This is a genomic window from Pontibacter beigongshangensis (assembly GCF_014332515.1).
GTDB lineage: Bacteria > Bacteroidota > Bacteroidia > Cytophagales > Hymenobacteraceae > Pontibacter > Pontibacter beigongshangensis.
This window is the reverse complement of record NZ_VFSD01000019.1, coordinates 1-19,580: the sequence shown is the minus strand read 5'-3', so window position 1 is coordinate 19,580 and position 19,580 is coordinate 1. Positions and strand designations below refer to the sequence as shown.

Genomic DNA, 19,580 nt, shown 5'->3' with positions numbered 1-19,580 from the left:
GGCGATTGTTATGGTGTAGTAGGCGCTGCAGGATCTGGTTGCAGCAGGATGTTTATTTCTGAGAAACCAGTTTTTTCTTGAGTGCTGCGGCTACACTGGTGCTGTCGGCCTCCAGCTTGTCCCACCAGGTCTTTTTCAGGATCAGGCTGCAGAGGATCAGCACCACGCCAGTTATGGTCAGTTCTGAGTGCATGCGCAGCACCAGGTAGATAGGGAGCAGCGCCAGGCTGAGCTGCCACACAATGCCAACAACCACATTAAAGGCATCGAGCCAGAAGTTTTTGTTCTCCACAAATCCCGGATCTTCGGCTTTTACGAGGGCGTCAATTGGTTTCCAGAAGCCCCAGGGGCGCACGTTTTTATAGAAGCTCTTGAGCGTTTCCTCATCGGTGGGAGGACCGGCATACGTGCCGATAATGCTCCCTGCAAGTGAAATCGCGAGTAGCAGTGGAAAGTAGTAAAGGTCTAAGCCATCGAAAATGGACGGGAATACCAGTGCAGACAGAATACCTGCCAGCATGCCCCAGAAGAAGCCCCTGGCATTGAAGCGCCACCAATACCACTTCAGTACATTGGCGGCCACATAGCCACCATACAGGCCGGCCACGATCCACTGCAGCAGGCTGTTTACATCTTTGGCAAAAAAGCCCAGCACCACACTGGCCAGCACCACTACCACGCCCGTAAGGTAATTCACGCTGCTCACTTTTTGGTTGGAGGCTTTCGGATTTACATAGCGCAGGTAGATGTCGTTGACGATGTAGGCCTGGGCCGCATTAAGCGTACCGGCAAACGTACCAATAAAGGCCGCCAGCAAACCGGCCAGCAACAGGCCCAGCACACCAGAAGGTGCAAAGTTAGAGATGGCGGCTGGCAGTATCTTCTCAAAATCGATCCCGCTTGCCGATTCCAGGTTAAGCTGGTTGTAGTTAAGAATCGCCAGCACGGCAAACCCAATGATCATCAGGTAGCGGGTCGGGAGCAGCACCAGCGACACAAAGCCACTCATTTTGGCGGCATCTTTTGGCGACTGCGCCGACAGGATCTTCTGCATGTCGTAATTCGGTGCAGGACCTGCCAGGCTCCCCAGTATACCTTTAAAGAGCATCAGGGAGAAAAAAATACTGAAAAGCGAATAACCGTCTGACTGAATTTTATCATTTACCTCATCAATGATTCCGGTCCAGTCCAGGTTGAGGCTGGCTCCGAAGAAAGGCGTAAACCACTCGTCCGGCACGTTCAGAGACGCAACCTCCAGATTTGCCATGGCAATACCGGCAATGGTAATGCCGGCCACAGTCATGATTGCATACTGGAGCACGTCTGCCCACACAATACTGGCCATACCTCCCAGAATTGCATAAAAAACGGCAAACGAAGTAAAGGCAAGTCCGTACAGGTGCGGCACAAATTCAGGAGCAACATAAAAAGGGATATAGGGCGATACTACCCCCCAGGGAATAAAAATCTCGACGAACTTACCCAACCCGATGAACCCGTAAGCCAGGAAGCCCAGGCAACTCAGAAGCGCAAACACCACGACAATGGCATGTGACCGCTGCGAGTCTTGCCCTCTCCCGAAGCGGGTCAGCATCCATTCTGCCCCCGTGGTCACGTTAGACCTGCGTAGCCAACCGGCCAGGAACATCATCAGGAAGATCTGGTTAAAGGATGGCCAAAGCCACGGAATCCAAATGCCCTTCAAACCATAGACAAAAGCCAGCATCACCATCCACATCGTACCTGAAATATCAAACATGCCCGACGCATTCGAAAGGCCGAGCGCGTACCAGGGCAGCGTGTTCCCACCGAGCAGGTAAGCGTCTTTACTTGCCTTTGCCCGCTTTTGGAGCACCAGCCCGATGGTGGTTATACCCACCAGGTAAAGGAGTATTATACTGGCATCAAGTATGGTTAGCTTCATGTTGGGGAATTTTAGGTAAGATTTAGCGGAGTCTCTTGTTGCAGCCGGTCAGGTGCACGCCGTTCCTGCCATTCTATTTTAGTTTCAGGGGCTTATAGATTTGCTCCTTTGCCACTTCATTTATAAAAAGGATGTCTGGCTGACGGTACAGCTCCATAAAATTCCTGGCACTTGTTTGCCCGGGATAAGGTGTGTAATAATGGTCGGGCCGTCCGTTGCGCCACAGCAGCACATACGATAAACCGGAGTCTTTCACGATCGGCAGCAGGGTGTCCGTCCACCAGTTTTCGTCTGGTATCATCTCAAGGCCTGTTTCGGTGATCGCCCACACTTTGTTTCTCTCCTGCCCTATCTCGCGGAGCGTTTCCACCATGCGTCGTGTATCCGGCACAAAGGTATCGGCAGTACCGGCCCGTGGGCGGTGGTAGATATCAAACCCGACCAAATCCACATAGTCATCGCCGGGGTAACGCTCCAGGTAGTCTTCTTTAGAATTGAACCTGTCGGTAGAATAGGCGATCAGGAGGTTGTTTACATTCGCTTCTTTCCGGAGGTAGTCTACTGTAAAGCGCCAGAGTTTTATGTATTCATCGGGTGTGCAGTGGTCGCGGCCCCACCAGAACCAGCTGCCTGTGTGCTCATGAAACGGCCTGAACACCACCGGAATCAGTTCGCCCTCCGGCCCTTTCAGGCTCTTCATAAAGGTTGCCACAGTAGCTAACCACGACTTGTAGCGTGCCAGGGCTTTTTTGTCGGAGAACAGTTGTTTTATGGTAGTATCTTCCTTATCCCAGCTTGTTTTGGTTGGCTCCAGCGGGTTATGCAGGTGCCAGCTAAAAGTGTTCAGCCCGCCCATGGCATACGCCTGCTGCGCCATGGCCCGCATTTTATCGAACGGCACCCCATCGAGGTTGGCCTGCTGCCCCATTTCCAGCTCGCCCAGATCCCAGCCGAATACGGCAGGGTATTCACCCGTCACGGCCTTCACATCAGACCGGCCGGCTTCGTAGGCCCAGCCTACCCCATAAGCCAGATCATCCTGGTGGCCGAACATGACACCTTTTTTTGCGAGCCTGTGCAGGTTGGTACACAGGTTTCTGGTTTCAGGGGTGGCCTTCGGGTTGACAGGCTTAACCTGTGCGCATGCACCGTGCAGCAGCAGGAGGATCAGAAAGCAGGAAAGTATAGTCTTTATCGTCGGCATCTTTACTTAATTGCAGCAGCTAAGCCTCTGAAGGCGTTAGCACTTTGTTTACTTCATTACAGCACTGTGCAGCAGCAGAACTACCTGCCTCAGGAGGGTCATTTTCATTAGAATAATGTTGACCCGGGTGTTTAACAAAGCGCTTCATCTGGGCTCCTGTTATATAAAAAAACGTACCAGGCGAACCACGCCACAGGATGCTAATAACTGTTAGCAAATCTATATCTTTATCACATCTTATACATAATACTATTTTATCATTTTGTTTACCACCTTTCCACAAGAGCAGATTCATAGTTGCCCGTACTTACCATTAGTTACCAAGATCAATCCAGCTGCAAGTGGGCAACTACCGGAAAAATATGTTTTTAAAATAGTTCTACGACTAGAATCCCTACCTTTAAACCGTTTGTTTAGTAAAAATGCTTTTAAAAATAAGCAGTTCGTATCGTTAAAAGCACCTGTACACAGCTTAAGTTTATTTTAACATGTTATTAAAATTATTTATATCTTTATCTGTCTAACAGAACCCGGATTCGGTTTGACAAAATGCGACTTACGAAACGAATAGGCATTATCAAGCTATCGGTTGTTAGTTTTATTGACCTGGTTTTTACTTGCTGCTTCCTCCTTTAACTTTAACAGATAATTTTAGCACAAACTCCATGAGCACCATATATAGAGAAATAACACCGCTCACGCAGAACGACTGTTTCACTATTTTTTCGCGGGTAAAGCAGAGCTTTGACTTCCCGCTGCACAACCACGAGGAGTTTGAGCTAAACTTTATCGCCAATGCGGCCGGCACCAAACGTATTGTGGGCGACCATGTAGAGGTTATCGACGACCTGGACCTGGTGCTGGTTGGCAGCAACCTGCCCCATGGCTGGTTTACACACGAGTGCCAGAGCACGAAAATTCATGAAATCACGCTGCAGTTTCACCGCGACCTGTTCGATGAGAAGTTCCTGAGGCGCAACCAACTAAATTTTATCCGGTCGCTGTTGGAGCGGGCAAGTAAAGGAATCTCGTTTTCCAGAGAAGCAAAGGAGGCTTTTGGGCCGAGGCTGCAGCAACTGACCCAGAAAAGCGGCTTCGACTCTGTGCTGGAGCTTATCTCCATTTTGCACGACCTGTCTACTTCGCGCAACATGCGCACGCTCTCTAACAGCACCTTTACCTCAGACCAGGTCCATTACCACAGCCGAAGAATCGAAAAAGCTTTTGAATACATGCAGACTTTTTACGATAAAAACGTAACGCTCGCCGATGTTTCCAAAGTAGTCAGCATGCCTGAGGTTTCGTTTAGCCGGTTTATAAAAAAATCAACCGGCAAAACTTTTATCGATAGCCTGAATGAAATCCGGCTCGGCCACGCCTCCCGCATGCTGATCGACACGACCGACACCATCTCGGAGATTTCTTACAAGTGCGGCTTTAACAACCTCTCCTATTTTAACCGCATTTTCAGGAAGAAAAATGGCTGCACTCCTTCCGAGTTCCGCCAGAATTACTCGGGGGTGCGGGTTTTTATTTAAGACACAGGCATTTTATTAAATTAAAAATTCAAAAATATAAATTAGCGCTACGAAGGACTTGACTGCAGCAAAATATGCAGGCTTTCTTATCTATGCACAGGGTAGGTTTGGCACGAAGTGGATGACAGTTAACCCGGTTATAGAAGGCAGTAATTATTTGAATGAAAATAGCCCTTCAGAGCCTGTTAGACTCTTTCTTACGGCCCCTTCATTTCAGAATTTAATTGACCGATTTAAGCATCAGGCCACAGAACATGTTTTCTACCGGGCACCTCCTTTAAAAAATTCCCAGGAACTTCCTTCGTTTATAGATGTCATCCAGATCCTTTTCGAACAATGTGTACGGGTCCTGATAAAACTTCAGGAAATCGGGAACGCTGCTGTGCCCCGGAAAGGGGGCGTAGTAGTGGGTGGGGCTGCGGACATCGTTGCGCCAGACCAGCACATAGGCCAGGCGCATGTTGCCGGTTTTCATAACCTCTAAGAGCGTTTTCGTCCACCAGGAGGTGTCGGGGATGGACTCTAAGCCTGTTTCGGTAAAAGCAGCGAGCTTGCCTTTTTTTACGGCATAGTCCGACACAATCTTCAGTTTTCTGGCAGCTGTCTCCAGGTCGTATTGGTCGCGGCCCAGGTCGGCGTAGTTGTCCATACCTACCATGTCAACCCACTCGTCGCCGGGGTAGCGCTCCAGAAATTCTGCTTCTGAGTTAAATTTATTGTCGGGTGAAAAGGCGTAGATAAAATTATGCACCCTCAGGCTATCGCGCAAGTAAGACACCGTAAAGCGCCACAACTGAACAAACTCCTCCCTGGACGTATGCGCCTTCCCCCACCAGAACCAGTCGCCGTCGAACTCGTGGTAGGGCCTAAAAATAACAGGTGCCAAAGCACCGTCTGCGCCCCGGATGCTATGAGCCCAACCTCCTACCCTTTCCAGAATTCGCTTATACTGCTCGTGCGCTTCTCCGCCGGGTATAATATACCGGACGGCCGGCAACGAAACGGAATCTTTCCAGTAGAAGCCTCCTCCCGAAACCGGGTTGTGGAAATGCCAGGCTACCGTGGTAACCCCGCCCCGGTTGTAGGTGTCCACCACGTTTTTCCTGACCGCCTCCATCGCTTTCTGAATCGCCTCCGGAGATCTGCCGGAGAAGCCGCTGAAATCGACGCCGATAACGGCCGGATGAGAACCGGTAACGGATTTCACGTCGGAGCGCCCCTCCTCTCCTGCCCACCCATGCCCGTACTCCGTGGCGTGCTGGTGCCCGAAAAGGGTATGTTTCTTAGAGAGCTGCCAGAGATTCTGAAACAAGGCTTTGGTTTCTTTGGTGGCTTTGGCATCAATAAGCCTGACCTTCTGAGCCTCTGCAGCGCCTGTTGCGATCAGGGCAAGAAACAATAGTAAGGTGGGAAATTTCATCATTGCTTAATCTTGGTGTTGCTTCAAATTAGTTGCAATGCATTTTTAAAGAGAAGCTACCACACAAATGGGATAGAATAATTTTCTTGACCTGCCAAAATTTTAGCTGCGGCGCGGCAGTCTCTTATGTTCAGAATTCCTGCTGGGCCTCTTTGTTTTTTGTGCCGCAGCAAACTACAGTTCCTTCTTTTCGTGCAAGGCTTCCAGGGCTGCTACCAGGTACACGAGCGGCGCATTCCAGTTAATGGCAGTTTCGTTGGAGGCATAGGAGCAATCATCGTCGGTATACATTTCGTCCGGAAAGTCGGATTGGTAGGTGCTGCATTTGTCCTGCTGTTTTGCCCTGGCATTGGTGCCGCCCGAGAGCAGGCCCGGAACTGGTTCTTCTATGCCATCTGCTACAGAAGGGCGGTGGTGCGGGTGCCTGGTCGGTTTTTGGCCGTAGCCAGTCACAAAGGAGTAGCCGGTGGCATTGCGGCCCAGCAAGTAATCAAGGTTTGAGAGCGCACCGGCTGCGTACTTTTTGTCTGCCGCTAGGCTATACGCCTGCAGCAAGGCAATCCCCTGGTTTGCGGCCACGGAGCTGCTGCCCCAGATATAGTCTTTCTCCGTTTTCCCCATCACTGTTCTGTAGGATTGGGTGGCCACACCATGCAAAAGGTCATCGGCAAAGGCGATCAGTCGTTTTTTAACATCCGGAATGGCTTGCTGCCCCACCGGTGTGAGTACCCCGGCATGGCGGGCCAGGGAATAATAGCCCAGCAGCCGCACCTGGCTCCAGCCTGGCAGCGGCATTTTAGCATCGGGAAACAGATTAACAGCGCGGTAGTAGCGGTCGTTTTTGGTGCTGATGTACAGTTCAGCCGCTGCCCAGATAAATTCATCGCTAAACTCTTTGTCGCCGTAGGCGCCTGTGTGCACGGCCGGGTCGAACTGCTTGTTCAGCGCATCCTGCTCGTAAGCGACATCCGGGTGCTGCTTCGCCCACTGCCAGGCACTTTCGGATGCCACCAAACACGAGTCTGCCAGCCCGGGAAAGGCGGCCTCATACTGTCTGTACACGCGGCTTGCCTGGGCCATAACGGCGGCAAAATCCAGTGTGGCGGCAGTGCTTTTCTGCACTACATACCGTACGCCATTTGCCTCAGAGGGCATCACCATGCCATCGAAGTTGGGGTTGGTTAGTTTATGGTAAACGCCTCCGTCGGCAGGGTCTTGCATGGTGAGCATCCAGCGCAGGTTCCAGAGCACTTCATCCAGCAGGTCGGGCACCTCATTGTTGCTTTCCGGGATATTAAGGTACTGGTTCCGGAAATAGGCCGGGAAATCTTCATAGGCCGAGAGCAGGGTGCCCATGGTAATGCCGCTGTTCACGATGTACTTGTTGTAGTCGCCGGCATCGTACCAGCCTCCCGGAGACGAAATCATGGTTCCGGCAGGGCGTGCGGCGGTAGCGGCAGAAGCATGCACAAGCACCTGGTTGTCGGGGTGGCCAGCAGCGCGGCACCATTTCCCTGCATATTTTTCTGGCAGATCTGTAGAGGCGCGCTGGTAGTAATAGCTTTTAAGAGCAGCCTCCCCCAACTCTTTGTGAACCTCCTGCCTGATGCCAAACGTATAGGAGTGCCCGAGTTCCGGCACTACCAGTACAAAACGGCCGGTGTCAGTAAAGGCAGAAAAATCGGCCACACGAGTAGGCTTGTTGGAGAACTCGGAAGGTGTGGCATCTGTCAGTTTCCCTGAAAACAAGGTTTGCGTGAGATCAGGGGTCTTTACATAGAATTTCGAGGCAGCGTTATCGGCTGCCACCACGGCTATTTTAGGTGCCTCAGGGTAAAACCCAACCTGGTTGAGGCGAATATGATCTGTTAGTTCCTGCTCATTTGCCACCAATGCCTGCCGTGGGCCGGAGCAGGAAAAGGATAGGCATAGGAGGATGCAGCCTAAAAATTTTGCTGATGTTGTGTTAGGCATATGATTATAATTAGCTTTTAACATCTCTGACACGCTGGCGGCAGAGTAATTAGAGATCAAGTGCTTACATTGAGTTTATTCCTCACCCGATTATTCTAATGAAAATGGCCTTCCGGAGGCGTTTACTTTTGCTGCTGCTCTTGTTGCATTCTTTCTGAATCAGCATGCAGAGAATGTAAGAATTTTCAGAATATAGGTGGTTATGGAATATTTTACACCCATCCCTCTGTTGTTGCGATCTTGGTGCTCGTACCAGTTAATTCTCCGAGCTAGAGATCAAAAAATCTATCCTAAACAACCTGACATTGCCTCTTCCTAAAAGTCAGCGGGATAAAAGTACGGGCTACAAGCTCGCACTAGCGAACTATACCGGTAACTGAACCCGAAATTTTTAGCTGATTAACATGGCGGAGGCATCCTCAGCCTTCTTTTTACTTCTACCAGTGTAATTTTCCAGACTCTAAAATTTACCAATCTACAAATCTTCATGCTACTCCTTCACTACTTTAACTGCATCCTGCTCCCTCACCCGCACAAGGTAAATGCCCGGTGCAAGCCCGGCAAACGAGATTACCGCTGAGGTGCCTAAGCACTGTTCTTCCTTTATTACCTGCCCCAGCATATTGTAAACGGCAACCGCACCCAACTGTCTCTCACTGCTTAAAAACAAGTTGTTTGCCACGGAGGTAGGATATGCTTCAAGAACCGATTTCCCAGGCAGGTTAGGTCTTAGACCTGTTGGTCCGCGCCGGGTGTAGGTGCGCAGGGGTGGCATTTCGTCGAGGGTAATGACATAGTCGTGGGAGAACATTTTTTGCCAGAGGCTCACAGGGTTGAACTGGCTTTCGCGGGTATGTTTCCCGTACCAGGGCATGTACCACGACCAGGCCGCTCCGTCCTTTACCAGGTTATCCGCATCCGGAAACGAGCCTACTTCGCTTAAGGCGATCATCTTCTTTCCACCATACAAGGCGTTCAGGTTATTAAACTCGATGGCGTGGGAGCTGTGGTCGCCATCTTTGTAAATGTCCCGGCCCACTATATCCACATAATTATCGCCCGGGTACCAGGCATCGTCGCCGGGTTCTCTTGTCCAGACCCAGATCAGGTTTCGCAATCCGTGGTGGTTTACCATACGATCGTACATCAGTTGCCACAACGTTTTCAGCGGTGCGGCACCTTTGGCACCCCACCAGAACCAGCCGCCGGCTGCTTCGTGCAGTGGCCGCCAGACTACTGGCACGTTCTGGTCCTGCAGCTCGTTAAGTAATCCGGCTACATAATCGATGTCGTTCAGCATGGCTCTATACTCTGCTGAGTTGGGGTCAGAAACCTTAGAGATATCGAACACAGTACCGTTTGGCCTGGAGGAATTTCTGACATAGAACTCTTCTGTTGTGCGCGACGGATCTCGCCAGTGCCACATCAGGGCGGGGATGCCGTTTCTGTTATACCAGGACCTGGCATCGTGTATGGGCTCTTTGTTGTTGTACCAGTTATAGCCCCGGCCGCTGTGCATAAAATCGAGGCCAAGCAGGGCTGGTTCCTTTCCGGTTTGCTCCTTCAGCCAGGTCACCTCATCCATGCTGTTCAGCGTCATCACTCCCGAAATAATCTTCTCGCCATAGTTATCGAGCAGAAAATCATATAAGGCGGCCGCTTCGGGTGTAGGATTAGGTGTGACCAGTGTTTGGTTCAGGTTGAACCGTTCTGCAGCCTCTACTTTCTCCAGCTCCAGATAGTCGATGTTAATCCAGCCCCACGATTTCCGGATGGCGATGGTATGCGCCCCGGCCGGTAGCTTGAAGGAACTCACCACCTTGTGCCGGCTATATTGGGGGTTCTGCGTCAGCAGAAAATCTGCCGATGTGCCGTTAATGGCGATTATATTGGTCTTCTCTCCGTTGGGCGAGGCCGCGACAAGGTATAAATTATAGAAGCCTTCTGAAGGCAAAGTAACATTGAAACTAAGATTGCCTTCTCCCTGGGCAACCGCTACACCACCGGAGCAGCTGCTGCAGTTTACTTTGGAGGCCCCTCCGGTTAATGCCGAATTTTCTGCCTCAAATTTTTGGGCACATGCTCTGGATGATAACATGCAGGCCAAAAGCAGGCAGGCCACGTAAGTAAGAAGTTTATTCATCAGCATCTGTTAAGTGGAAAAGCAGCGGAAAAACTGACCGCGACCAGCGTTTAAAAAAAGAGGAAGACCATTGCTGCCCTTCCTCTTCTTAACCAGGCAAAAGCCTAACGCAACCCTACATCATCGATATAAACGGTATTGGGATTAGTGCCATAGTTTTTGACCATAAACTCAGCGATACCACCAGAGATATCTCCGAAAGCCTTGATCTCAATTTCTACTTTCTGCCATTCACCTTCTTTTAATGTAAAGGTCGGCTCTGCTGAAAACCCGCCAGCCGTTGTCTTCAGCTGAATAGCCATGCGGTTATTGCCGGAACCTCCGTACACATACAGTACCAGGTGCGTGTAGCCGGCCAGCGCCTGCGGGTTGGTAGGATGCAACTGCAGGGCGCCATAGGCATCGTTATATTCTACCTTGATGGACTTGGTGCCTCTGCTTACCTGTTCGGTGTTTTCCAGGTCCTGGTTGGTGGTGCCCCAGCCCCCCCATTTCTGCCAGGCATCATTCTCAGCAGACCTCAGTTCATCGTTGAAGATGTAATAAGCAATGTTTGGTGCGGCTGTACCAATCTGTGCCTGCTGATCAGATGTCACCTCAAAGTTGGAGTGGGTGATAAGTTTAAGCACGCCGGTTTGCGCAGCGGCAGGCACTGTTAGCACAATCTGGGTAGCGTTCTGCGCCACGAACGTAGACACAGTGGCTCCCCCCGTAAACACCACTAATTTTACCAGGTGAAGTTCCGTACCGGACAGGGTAAGATAGTTTCCGGCAATAACCGGCTCTGGCGTAACAGCGGTAATAACCGGTAGCACAATAGTTACCTGTGCCTGCGTTTCTACCACATAATCTTTCACAGTAAGCAACGTTATAGCTCCTCTCTGGGCTGTCATGGGTACCTGCACCTCAATGCGGGTTGGTGTCTTACTTATAAAAGTGGTTGCTTTTGCGCCACCCTTAAATTCGATGCTCTTCACCAGGTCAAGGTCAGTGCCGTTTATGATTAAGTTCTGACCAGGATCTACTGGGCTCGGAGAAACCGAGGTGATGGCGGGCAGCACAATGGTTAGCTCCAGTGTAGTGGCAACTTCCACACCGGTGTTTGCCACCAGTTTCAGAGCGCCTTTGGAGGCGTTGTCCGGCACTTTTAGCACAAGCTGGGTGGCCGTTTTACTTACAAAGCTGGTCACGTTGGCGGCGCCTACACCTGCAAACTTAACCTCTTTCACAAGATTCAGGTTGGTGCCGGTAATCGTCAGGTTCTCGCCATGCTTTACGGCAGCAGGCGTAAGCGCGGTGACGGCCGGCAGGTGCAGCACTACTTCCTGCGTGGTGGTTACTTCCTCATCAGAATGTGCTACCAGTTTAATCGTACCTTTCGAGGCATTCGCCGGTACTTTTACAACGATCCCGGTTTCGGACTGGCTTACAAAGCTTGTAACATTTGCCGCGCCTACACCGGTAAACTTAATCTCCTTCACCAGGTCCAGGTTGGTGCCGGTAATAGTGAGGTTCTCTCCGGCAAAAACCGTGGCAGGTGCAATCGCGGTAACAGCTGGCAGTGTTACGATCAGGTCTTGCTCTGTCTCTACAAACGAAGGTTCTGTACCGCCACCTATCAATACAAGTTTCCCTGTCTTTGCAGTTATGGGCACCGGCAGCACCAGTTCGGAAGCCGTCTGGCTCACAAATTCCTTCACGGTGTCGCTTTCAAAAACAACCCCTTCTATCCAGTTCAGTTTGGTACCGGTTATGGTAATGTTGGTGCCTGGTTTTGCTTCTGGTGTAACAGCAGTTATTGTAATGGGAACTTCAAAGCTCAGCATCGTTTTAGACAGCACCTGCTCACCACCAGCAAGCTTCAGCGTTACCCGTCCTTCCATGGCCTCCTGCGGCACAATCAGGCGGATAAGCTCCGAAGTATGCTCCAGAAAGCTTGCTTTGGCCACAGTAACACCTGCCAGCTCTATAGCTTCCACTTTTGAAAGGTTGCGGCCGATAAACCGTATCTCCTCCCCATGCTGAACCCCCGTTGGGCCGAAACTCAGCAACTCTACCTGGCCTGTGTTGGGCGTTGTCTCGTCATCATCATCGCAGGATGTGAGGAAACCCAGGCAAACCACCAGGCAGCCAAGCATGAACAGCTTTATGTTATATAAGTTCTTCATAAGTTTTGTCGTTAAAAATTATTTTTTAACAGGTACCACCCGCAAGTTGTCTAAACCAAAGTTGGCATGCACCGCCAGCGGACCGCTGAAATGGAAGGACACGCCGTAGCCATCCGGTCTGTGTGCAAAGGTTTTGTTGGCATTGTAGAAATCCTCAAACGGAATGCTTACAGTTTGCCAGCTTCCTTCGGTATGCAGGTTTGGTTTCCAGATATAATGTATATTATCCCGCTCAGTGCCCATGTCGCCGGTGCCCATGTACATTCTAATTTCTGCACCTGTTAAGGGGGCCAGAGTATTAATTTCAAATTTCAAGACATAGCCACTGGGATTTGCCAATGCTTCAGCCGGGATGTTGCGCGTTTCTTTTGTCACATCGCTGTTGTTCGGACCTACATAAAACTCAAACCAAGCCCAGGCACCCAGCTCCCTGTTTATGCGCATAAACTTGTTGCTGATAGGCGTAATATCCGGATCAGACTCCTTTATATAATCCGGGCCGTGCCATAAACCATTCAGCGATTCGTCGAAACTGGCTATGATATTGCGGTTGTCGCGGAACCAGAAATCGGATGTTCTGGTGCCGAAGTTAGTGGTAACGGTAACAGGCCCAGGCTGCGCACCCTGTGGCACCCGGACTTCAATTCGGTCGTCTTCCACCGATACTACTTCACCTTCTGCCCCCCCGGTAAAAGAGACCCTTAGCGGCTCATAGAAATAATCGCCCGTAATGGTGGCAACCTCTCCGTCGTTCACATACTCACTCAGCATTTCCGTTACAGTCGGTTTGCTGATGTCGACTGTAAAATCATGGATAAGGGAGTCGCCGTTTGCAAACACGATCTTCATCCGATTAGAGATAACCGTAGGTATCTGAGAAGGAATTCGGGTAAGGATAGAAGTATTGGTAATAAAAGTAGGCGTTAGCGCAGCCTGCAGGTTGTTGAACCAGATCTCCCGCGCATTGCCAAGGTTCTGCCCTATAATAGCGATCATGCTGCCCTGCCCTGCTTTTGCAATTAGGGAGTCTGATGCCTCCGGCCGGGTTACTCTTATGTAATTGATCATGGGCTTGCCGTTGTTGGGGAGGTTTTCCTCGTCGGAGCAGCCCGAAAATATCCCTGCCATTGCAAATGCCATGAAAAGGAATAGAAGTGGATTATATCTTCGTTTCATAAACAAGTCTTGTTACATCTTATGGATACTACTAACCGCCAAAATCGTAAGGAACCGGAGCATTTCTTAAACTCGGAGCCTGGCTTGCCTCGGCTGCCGGAATTGGAAGTTCGAAGTTGCCTGAATTAGCACTGGCCGTTCTTTCTGCAAACCATTCTGTTTTAGTAAAGGTCCAGGCAGTTGGGTTGGGCATCCGGTTAGGCTTGATGACAAAGAGTCCTCGGTCCTGGCTGTTCACTATGCTGTAGGCTTTTTCCGGATTGTAATAGTGCAGCCTTACCAGATCGTACCAGGCCAGCCCTTCCATGGCAAACTCCTTTATGCGCTCTTCAAAAAGGGTGTCCCAGGTAAGCGGGTCTTCGTAGGCAGGCAAACCAGCACGGGTGTGCACTCTGTTAAAGTACTCCAGTGCTTTAGCGTCTGAGGTAGAGGCACTGTTGCCGAGCGTTGCCTCCGCATAAATCAGGTACATTTCGGCCAGCCGCAGCATGTACGTGTTGTTAGGGTAGCGCTGCTGCATGGCCTGCCCGCCCAGATCTTTCGCCTTGCCAACCACATACTTTTTAATGCTGGCAAAGCTTTGGTCGGCGGTGGCAGCCGGCGACGGAAAGATCAGGCCCTGCTCCGTTTCTTTGCCATCGGCATCGCGCACTGTCTGCGATATTTCGGGGTAGTGGGCACCCGGCAGCATATAGGTAGCTTTCAGGCGTTGGTCGAGTGTAAAGCCTGGTTTGGCGCCATCGTCCTGAATTAAGCCATCATACAGGCTCAGCATCCACCAGGAGGCGCCCAGGTCACCGCCCCAGCCATCGCCGTTGGCAATGTCGTTGCTGAAGGTGATTTGCGAGACCATGGTGTTGGCGTAGCCATAGTTGGTGGTAAACACCCACTGCTGCTCAAACAAAGACTCGTTGTTGTTGTCGTAAGGGTAGCGGAACAAATCGGCATAATTAGGTAGCAGCGACCGGCCACTCATGCTGATTACCCGGTCTGCGTACTCCTTCGCCTTGTCCAGGTGCTCCTGTTCTCTAACACCACCGGCTGCCTCTACACCCGCCCTGGTGAGGTAGGTTCTGGCCAGCATGCCTTCCGCCGACCATTTGGTAATGCGGCCTGGCTGCACTGGCATTGCCGGCAGGTTTTCGGCGGCAAACAGGTAATCTCTGGTAATAAATTCCCACACGCTTTCTACAGTGTTCCGGATTAATCCTCCATCGTTCAGCAAGGCCAGGTTATTCTCGATGATAGGAACTGGGCCGTAGTTCATCACTAAAAATGTGTAGGCAGTTGCCCGCATAAACCGGGCCTCCGCAATGGCATGGTTCTTAATTTCGGGGCTAACCTCTGCCCCGGCGTAGCGGTTCACGTTCTGGATAAGCGTGTTGGCCTGGCCTACTACAATAAAGAAAGAGCGATAGGCTTCTGCGTTTTCAGAAGAAACTTCAGTTGTGTTAAAGAGTACGTGGTCTCTGTTTCCCCATGCCCGGAAGGTAGTTCCAGCCCTTAAATCGCCTAATGCCCACGAGGCCTTATCTACATAATCCTTCCAAACTACACTGTATAGTGGCGCTGAGGCGGCTAATACTTGTTCGTTATTTTTAAAGAAGTTGGCATCAACCAGGGTGTCTAACGGTGGTCTCTCCAGATAATCCTTCTCACAACCCGAGAATAAGGTTAGTGCCAGAAGGCTCCCAATGAATATATATCTGCTTTTCATTTTGCCTGATGTTTTAAATTAAAAATCAATACCAACATTAAAGGAGTAAAACGGCGTTAAGGGGTAGCGGCCATAATCTACACCGGTGGCTGCGGAGTTCGGATTTTCGAGTCCTCCCACGTGTAAGCCAACTTCAGGGTCGAAGCCGGAGTAGCCGGTAATGGTAGCAATATTCTGTGCGCTTATGCCTACTCTGGCACCTTTTATGAATTTCTGACGAGCCAGTAAAGAGGTTGGCAGGTTGAAGTTCAGGGTCACGTTCTTCAGTCGTACAAAAGACCCGTCCTCTACATACTTGTCGGTGTGGCGTTCAAAGTTGTTGTTCCGGTTACCACCAGACATTCTGGCTACTGTTGTTCCAGGGTTAAGGAGGTAAGGATTTCCTTCGCCATCTAACGCTACTTTGGCATAGTCGAAGGCACCGATGAACAGGTTGCGGCCCAGGTTGATGTTGTTGGGGTTAGTATTTTCATTACGCAGGTAGTTGTATACATCGTTACCAATGGTGCTGGTGATCAGCACGCTCAGATCGAAGCCCCGGTAGGAGAAGGTGTTGGTGAAACCTGCAAAGTATTTAGGCAAGGGATTACCGATAAAGGTCTGGTCTTCACCCGTAATCACGCCGTCGCCGTTAATGTCGCGGTATTTCACATCGCCTACCCAGATGCTGTTTTCTCCGATTGGGTATGGGTTGCCGTTGTTGTCAGCTGGTCTTGGGTGCGTCTGCAGATCTTCCATGTTCTGGAAAATGCCCTCTTCTATATAGCCATAGAATAACCAGGGTGCCTGGCCTACTACAGAGCGCTGCGTCCAGTTTAACCACTCCCTGGTAGTGCGGTTCAGGATGCTGCTTTCGGAGGAGAGACTCAGCAACTCCGTTTTGACATGTGAAATATTGAAGTTCGACTCCCATCTGAAGCGGGCATTATCTATGTTAACCGTATTCAGGCTAAGGCTCCATCCTGTGTTTTTAAGGGAACCAATGTTAACAGTTGGAGCCGATATCGCACCGTTGCCGTTGGTACCCATATACCAAGGCAAGGTTGCTTGCAAGATCTGATTATCAATATTCTTAATGTAATAATCAGCTTCTATTTGAATCCTGTTATCGAACAGGCCCAGGTTAAGGCCGAAGTTATTCGTTTTACTTTCTTCCCACTGGAAGTTAGGGTTAGGATACCTGTTTGGAATAAAGCCTGTTCCCCAGGGTGTTGGCCCGGGAGAAAGCGTACCGTAAATGGCGCCGCCGCCACCCTGGTTACCTGTTAGCCCTATTTCATACCGCAGCCTCAGATCGCTGATGAATGGCAGGTTGAAAAAATCCTCTTCAGACACTCTCCAGGCAGCAGATACGGCTGGGAAGTAACCCCACTTGTTCTCCGGACCAAAGTTGATAGAGCCATCGGCACGGATCGCCGCCTGAATAATATACCGGTCGTCAAAGCTATAGTTAATGCGACCCAGCCATGATTCCATGGCCCAGTCGCCCTGCCCGCCGTTGGCCACGCTGGTCAAGATATCGCCCGCGTTCAGGTCTAACACATCGTTTGTCTGGAAGCCGCGCCGTTCGCCGTAGAGGTTTTTCCAGGTAGACTCCTGTGCCTCGTGGGTTGTCATAACGTTAAGGTTGTGCTTGCCAAACTGCTTCTGGTACTGGAGCATCTGGTTCCAGTTCCAGTAGGTGTTCATACTGTTGTTGTTGTTCAGTTGCGCTTCTACGTTACGCTGGTAACCAAACTGGTAAGTAGGCAGAAAATAGGTGGAATTAGAATAATTCACATTGCCATTGACGGAGGTTCTGAAATCAAGCCCCTCCAGAATATGAAAGGCCATGGTGATGCCTCCAAGAATCTGCCTTCTGGTTAATTCGTTGGTCGTAAGGTTTGCCAGGCCGATTGGGTTAGGAGGCGTAAACTGCTCCGCCGAGTTGGTAGCCGTAACCACACCGCCCCCGTACGTGCCATCTATGTTCCGTACCGGAATGTGAGGCGGCAGCTGAATGGCCCTGGAAATGATGTTGGACTGGGTGGTTGACAACCGTTCGTCTGTCTGGCTATAGTTGAAGTTACCGTTAATGGTCAGCCACTTCTTAGCTTTGTTGTCTAAGTTAAGCCGTACAGAATAGCGGTTAAATCCGGAGCCCAGCGCAATACCGTCCTGATCAAGGTACTCGCCGGACAGGTAGTAGGTGGTTTTGTCGCCGCCACCGCTCAGGCTGACCTGGTGCTTTTGCATGGGAGCGCTCTGGAACAGCTCTTTCTGCCAGTTTGTGCCTGTTCCTAACAAAGAGGGGTCTAAGAACTCTTCGCGCACCGTGCCACCCGCAATGCCTTTATACTCATTGTCCATCTGGGCATATTGGCGCAGATCCATTACCTCCAGGCCTTTGGGAGCTGTTTGGATGCTGTGCAGGTAAGCATAGTTCACACGCACCTCACCGGACTTGCCTCGTTTGGTGGTGATCAGCACGACGCCATTGGTGGCTCTGGAACCGTACACGGCGGAGGCCGACGGCCCCTGCAGAATCTCCATGCTCTCGATGTCGGATGGGTTCAGGGTAGACAGCGGGTTGGAGCCTGAGGCAGAGACAGAGCCCTGGATCTGAACACCGTCTATCACATACAGTGGCTCATTGCTTCCGTTGATGGAGTTTACCCCCCTGATGTTTACCGAGATGCCACCACCGGGAGCACCTGTGTTCTGGGTAACATACACACCGGCCGCCCGCCCCTGAATGGCCTGCTCGATGGTGGTGTTGACAGTTCTCTCAATAGACTCTGAGCTGATGGTAGACTGAGCGCCGGTTAGGTCTGAGCGCCTGAGCTCTCCGTAGCCCGTCACCACTACCTCCTGCAGCACCTTGTCGTCGGGTACCATGCTAACGGAGAGGTTGGCTCTGCCGTTTACCGGCACTTCCTGCAACACAAATCCTATAGAAGAAACTACCAGCACGGCATTGGCAGGTGCCTGCAACTGGAAATTACCCTCCAGGTCGGTCACTGTGCCGGCCGTAGTTCCTTTTACGCCGATACTAACCCCGGGCAAGCCCTGGTTATCCTGCGATGAAACCACCTTGCCGCTTACCTGTTGCGTCGTCTGGGCAAAGCCCAGGAAGGCCTGCAGCAAGAGCAGGACTACAGCTAAGGGAACCATCTTCCATGCTCCGGAAGACTTACTGGTAGGCCTATTGGGTAAACAAGACCTGTACGTGTATATATGCTTCATCATAAACATTGGTTTTCGTGATAATATTAGGTCAATTTATAGATTATATGCCGTTGTTGCTCAGTGCCAATCCACTGCTTCGAATTAATTTGTGATGTTGAGCAGGCCCACCGCCTGCATGTGCGCTCCTGTTGCTTTTGGGTTCTCTTAAAGGTATAATTACTGTAAATCAGTTGCATTAATTCACACGCATTTCATATGCTACCATGCCTGAACACCGGGGCTCTGCACCTTGTGTTATACTAGCCGGGATCCTTAATAAACCGATAACTGACACCAGCAGGAGCATCATCCGGAACGGCCAGTCAGCCGGGGCAAAATAACAAGGTGTCGGGTGCCTTTCCAGAGAGCAGGTAGGACGACGCTGGCCCTCTACCCGAAGATGCTCTCACTACCCTTTTCTCTAATCAAATAAATAAATCTATTACGACACTAACAAATGTTAGCAAAAAACGTTTTAAAGATTGTTAAAAAAGTACCACCTCCGACACTTCCCAAAACAAGAGCATCTGTTAGGGCTGTTTATAAACGAATATTAGTGCATTTTTCGGCTTGCCAAGCTGCATGAGAGCAGCTACTAAAAAAGACTAGAACAGAGCATTTTTAGCTATTCAGGCTCAATAAATCTAGAAAACAAATTCCTGAACCGCAAGCACCTTCGTTTAAATCCAAAAGCCGGCAGGCCACATCTGTTAAACAAAATCCTGAAATTTTGAAATCTTTGTTATTGAAAAGGCAACAAAAAGTCTTTTTTATCTTCTAAAAATCACCATAACCATGGTGGCAGCGCATGGCAATAATTAAAAAAAGCGCAAAAAAAAGAACAAGGTACTATAAGAGTACCAACTTTAAGCCTGGCACGTAACAGTCTTAGGAAGAAAGATGCCGGAACGTGGTTCAGGCAAGAAATTTCACGCCCCGGAGATGAAGCGCCGGAAAATGTGATGCTGCTAAATTTAGGTGAGAAAACAGCGTAGCACTCAACTCCTGCAGCTTTACTTGAATATCGGCGCTCTGCCCTGCCTTTCAGGCCCTGGGCTTATTCTTCAGGCAACAGGGGCAGCAACCTCTGGAGGGGCATTTCGATTGGA

Annotated in this window: 11 protein-coding genes; 1 reads left to right on the top strand and 10 read right to left on the bottom strand. The window is 50.4% G+C overall.

What is annotated here, in order from left to right:
• Positions 1 to 52 precede the first annotated feature (52 nt).
• The 3 genes from FJM74_RS15270 to FJM74_RS15260 form a co-directional block, all read right to left on the bottom strand.
• A complete protein-coding gene (locus FJM74_RS15270; RefSeq protein WP_187263499.1) occupies positions 53 to 1,924 on the bottom strand; it encodes a sodium:solute symporter family protein in 1,872 nt (623 codons plus the stop codon).
• A 73-nt stretch (positions 1,925 to 1,997) separates the two neighbouring features.
• Positions 1,998 to 3,128, bottom strand: a complete 1,131-nt coding sequence (locus FJM74_RS15265; protein WP_187263498.1) for a glycoside hydrolase family 26 protein — start codon at positions 3,126 to 3,128, stop codon at positions 1,998 to 2,000.
• Positions 3,129 to 3,147: 19 nt separating this feature from the next.
• Entirely contained in the window at positions 3,148 to 3,423 is a 276-nt protein-coding gene (locus FJM74_RS15260) for a hypothetical protein (RefSeq protein ID WP_187263497.1), read from the bottom strand.
• A 370-nt stretch (positions 3,424 to 3,793) separates the two neighbouring features.
• On the opposite strand from FJM74_RS15260, the gene FJM74_RS15255 reads away from it, so the two are divergent.
• Complete coding sequence (locus FJM74_RS15255; protein WP_187263496.1) at positions 3,794 to 4,666, top strand: AraC family transcriptional regulator; 873 nt, start codon at positions 3,794 to 3,796, stop codon at positions 4,664 to 4,666.
• Between the two features lie 277 nt (positions 4,667 to 4,943).
• On the opposite strand, the gene FJM74_RS15250 is transcribed toward FJM74_RS15255, so the two are convergent.
• The 7 genes from FJM74_RS15250 to FJM74_RS15220 all read right to left on the bottom strand — a co-directional run bounded on the left by FJM74_RS15250 (position 4,944) and on the right by FJM74_RS15220 (position 18,417).
• On the bottom strand, positions 4,944 to 6,089 hold the full coding sequence (locus tag FJM74_RS15250; RefSeq protein ID WP_187263495.1) for a glycoside hydrolase family 26 protein: 1,146 nt from the start codon (positions 6,087 to 6,089) through the stop codon (positions 4,944 to 4,946).
• A 171-nt stretch (positions 6,090 to 6,260) separates the two neighbouring features.
• Entirely contained in the window at positions 6,261 to 8,060 is a 1,800-nt protein-coding gene (locus tag FJM74_RS15245; protein WP_187263494.1) for a glycoside hydrolase family 9 protein, read from the bottom strand.
• Between the two features lie 490 nt (positions 8,061 to 8,550).
• Positions 8,551 to 10,203 carry a glycosyl hydrolase gene (locus FJM74_RS15240; RefSeq protein WP_187263493.1) on the bottom strand — a complete coding sequence of 551 codons (1,653 nt, stop codon included), beginning with the start codon at positions 10,201 to 10,203 and terminating at the stop codon, positions 8,551 to 8,553.
• Between the two features lie 104 nt (positions 10,204 to 10,307).
• Positions 10,308 to 12,371, bottom strand: coding sequence for an IPT/TIG domain-containing protein (locus FJM74_RS15235; RefSeq protein WP_187263492.1), 2,064 nt, complete (start codon positions 12,369 to 12,371; stop codon positions 10,308 to 10,310).
• Between the two features lie 18 nt (positions 12,372 to 12,389).
• Positions 12,390 to 13,499: a glycan-binding surface protein gene (locus FJM74_RS15230; RefSeq protein WP_187263491.1), complete on the bottom strand. Its 1,110-nt coding sequence runs from the start codon at positions 13,497 to 13,499 to the stop codon at positions 12,390 to 12,392.
• Positions 13,500 to 13,578: 79 nt separating this feature from the next.
• A complete protein-coding gene (locus FJM74_RS15225; protein WP_187263490.1) occupies positions 13,579 to 15,264 on the bottom strand; it encodes a RagB/SusD family nutrient uptake outer membrane protein in 1,686 nt (561 codons plus the stop codon).
• 18 nt (positions 15,265 to 15,282) lie between these two features.
• Positions 15,283 to 18,417, bottom strand: coding sequence for a SusC/RagA family TonB-linked outer membrane protein (locus FJM74_RS15220; RefSeq protein WP_187263489.1), 3,135 nt, complete (start codon positions 18,415 to 18,417; stop codon positions 15,283 to 15,285).
• Positions 18,418 to 19,580: the final 1,163 nt, after the last annotated feature.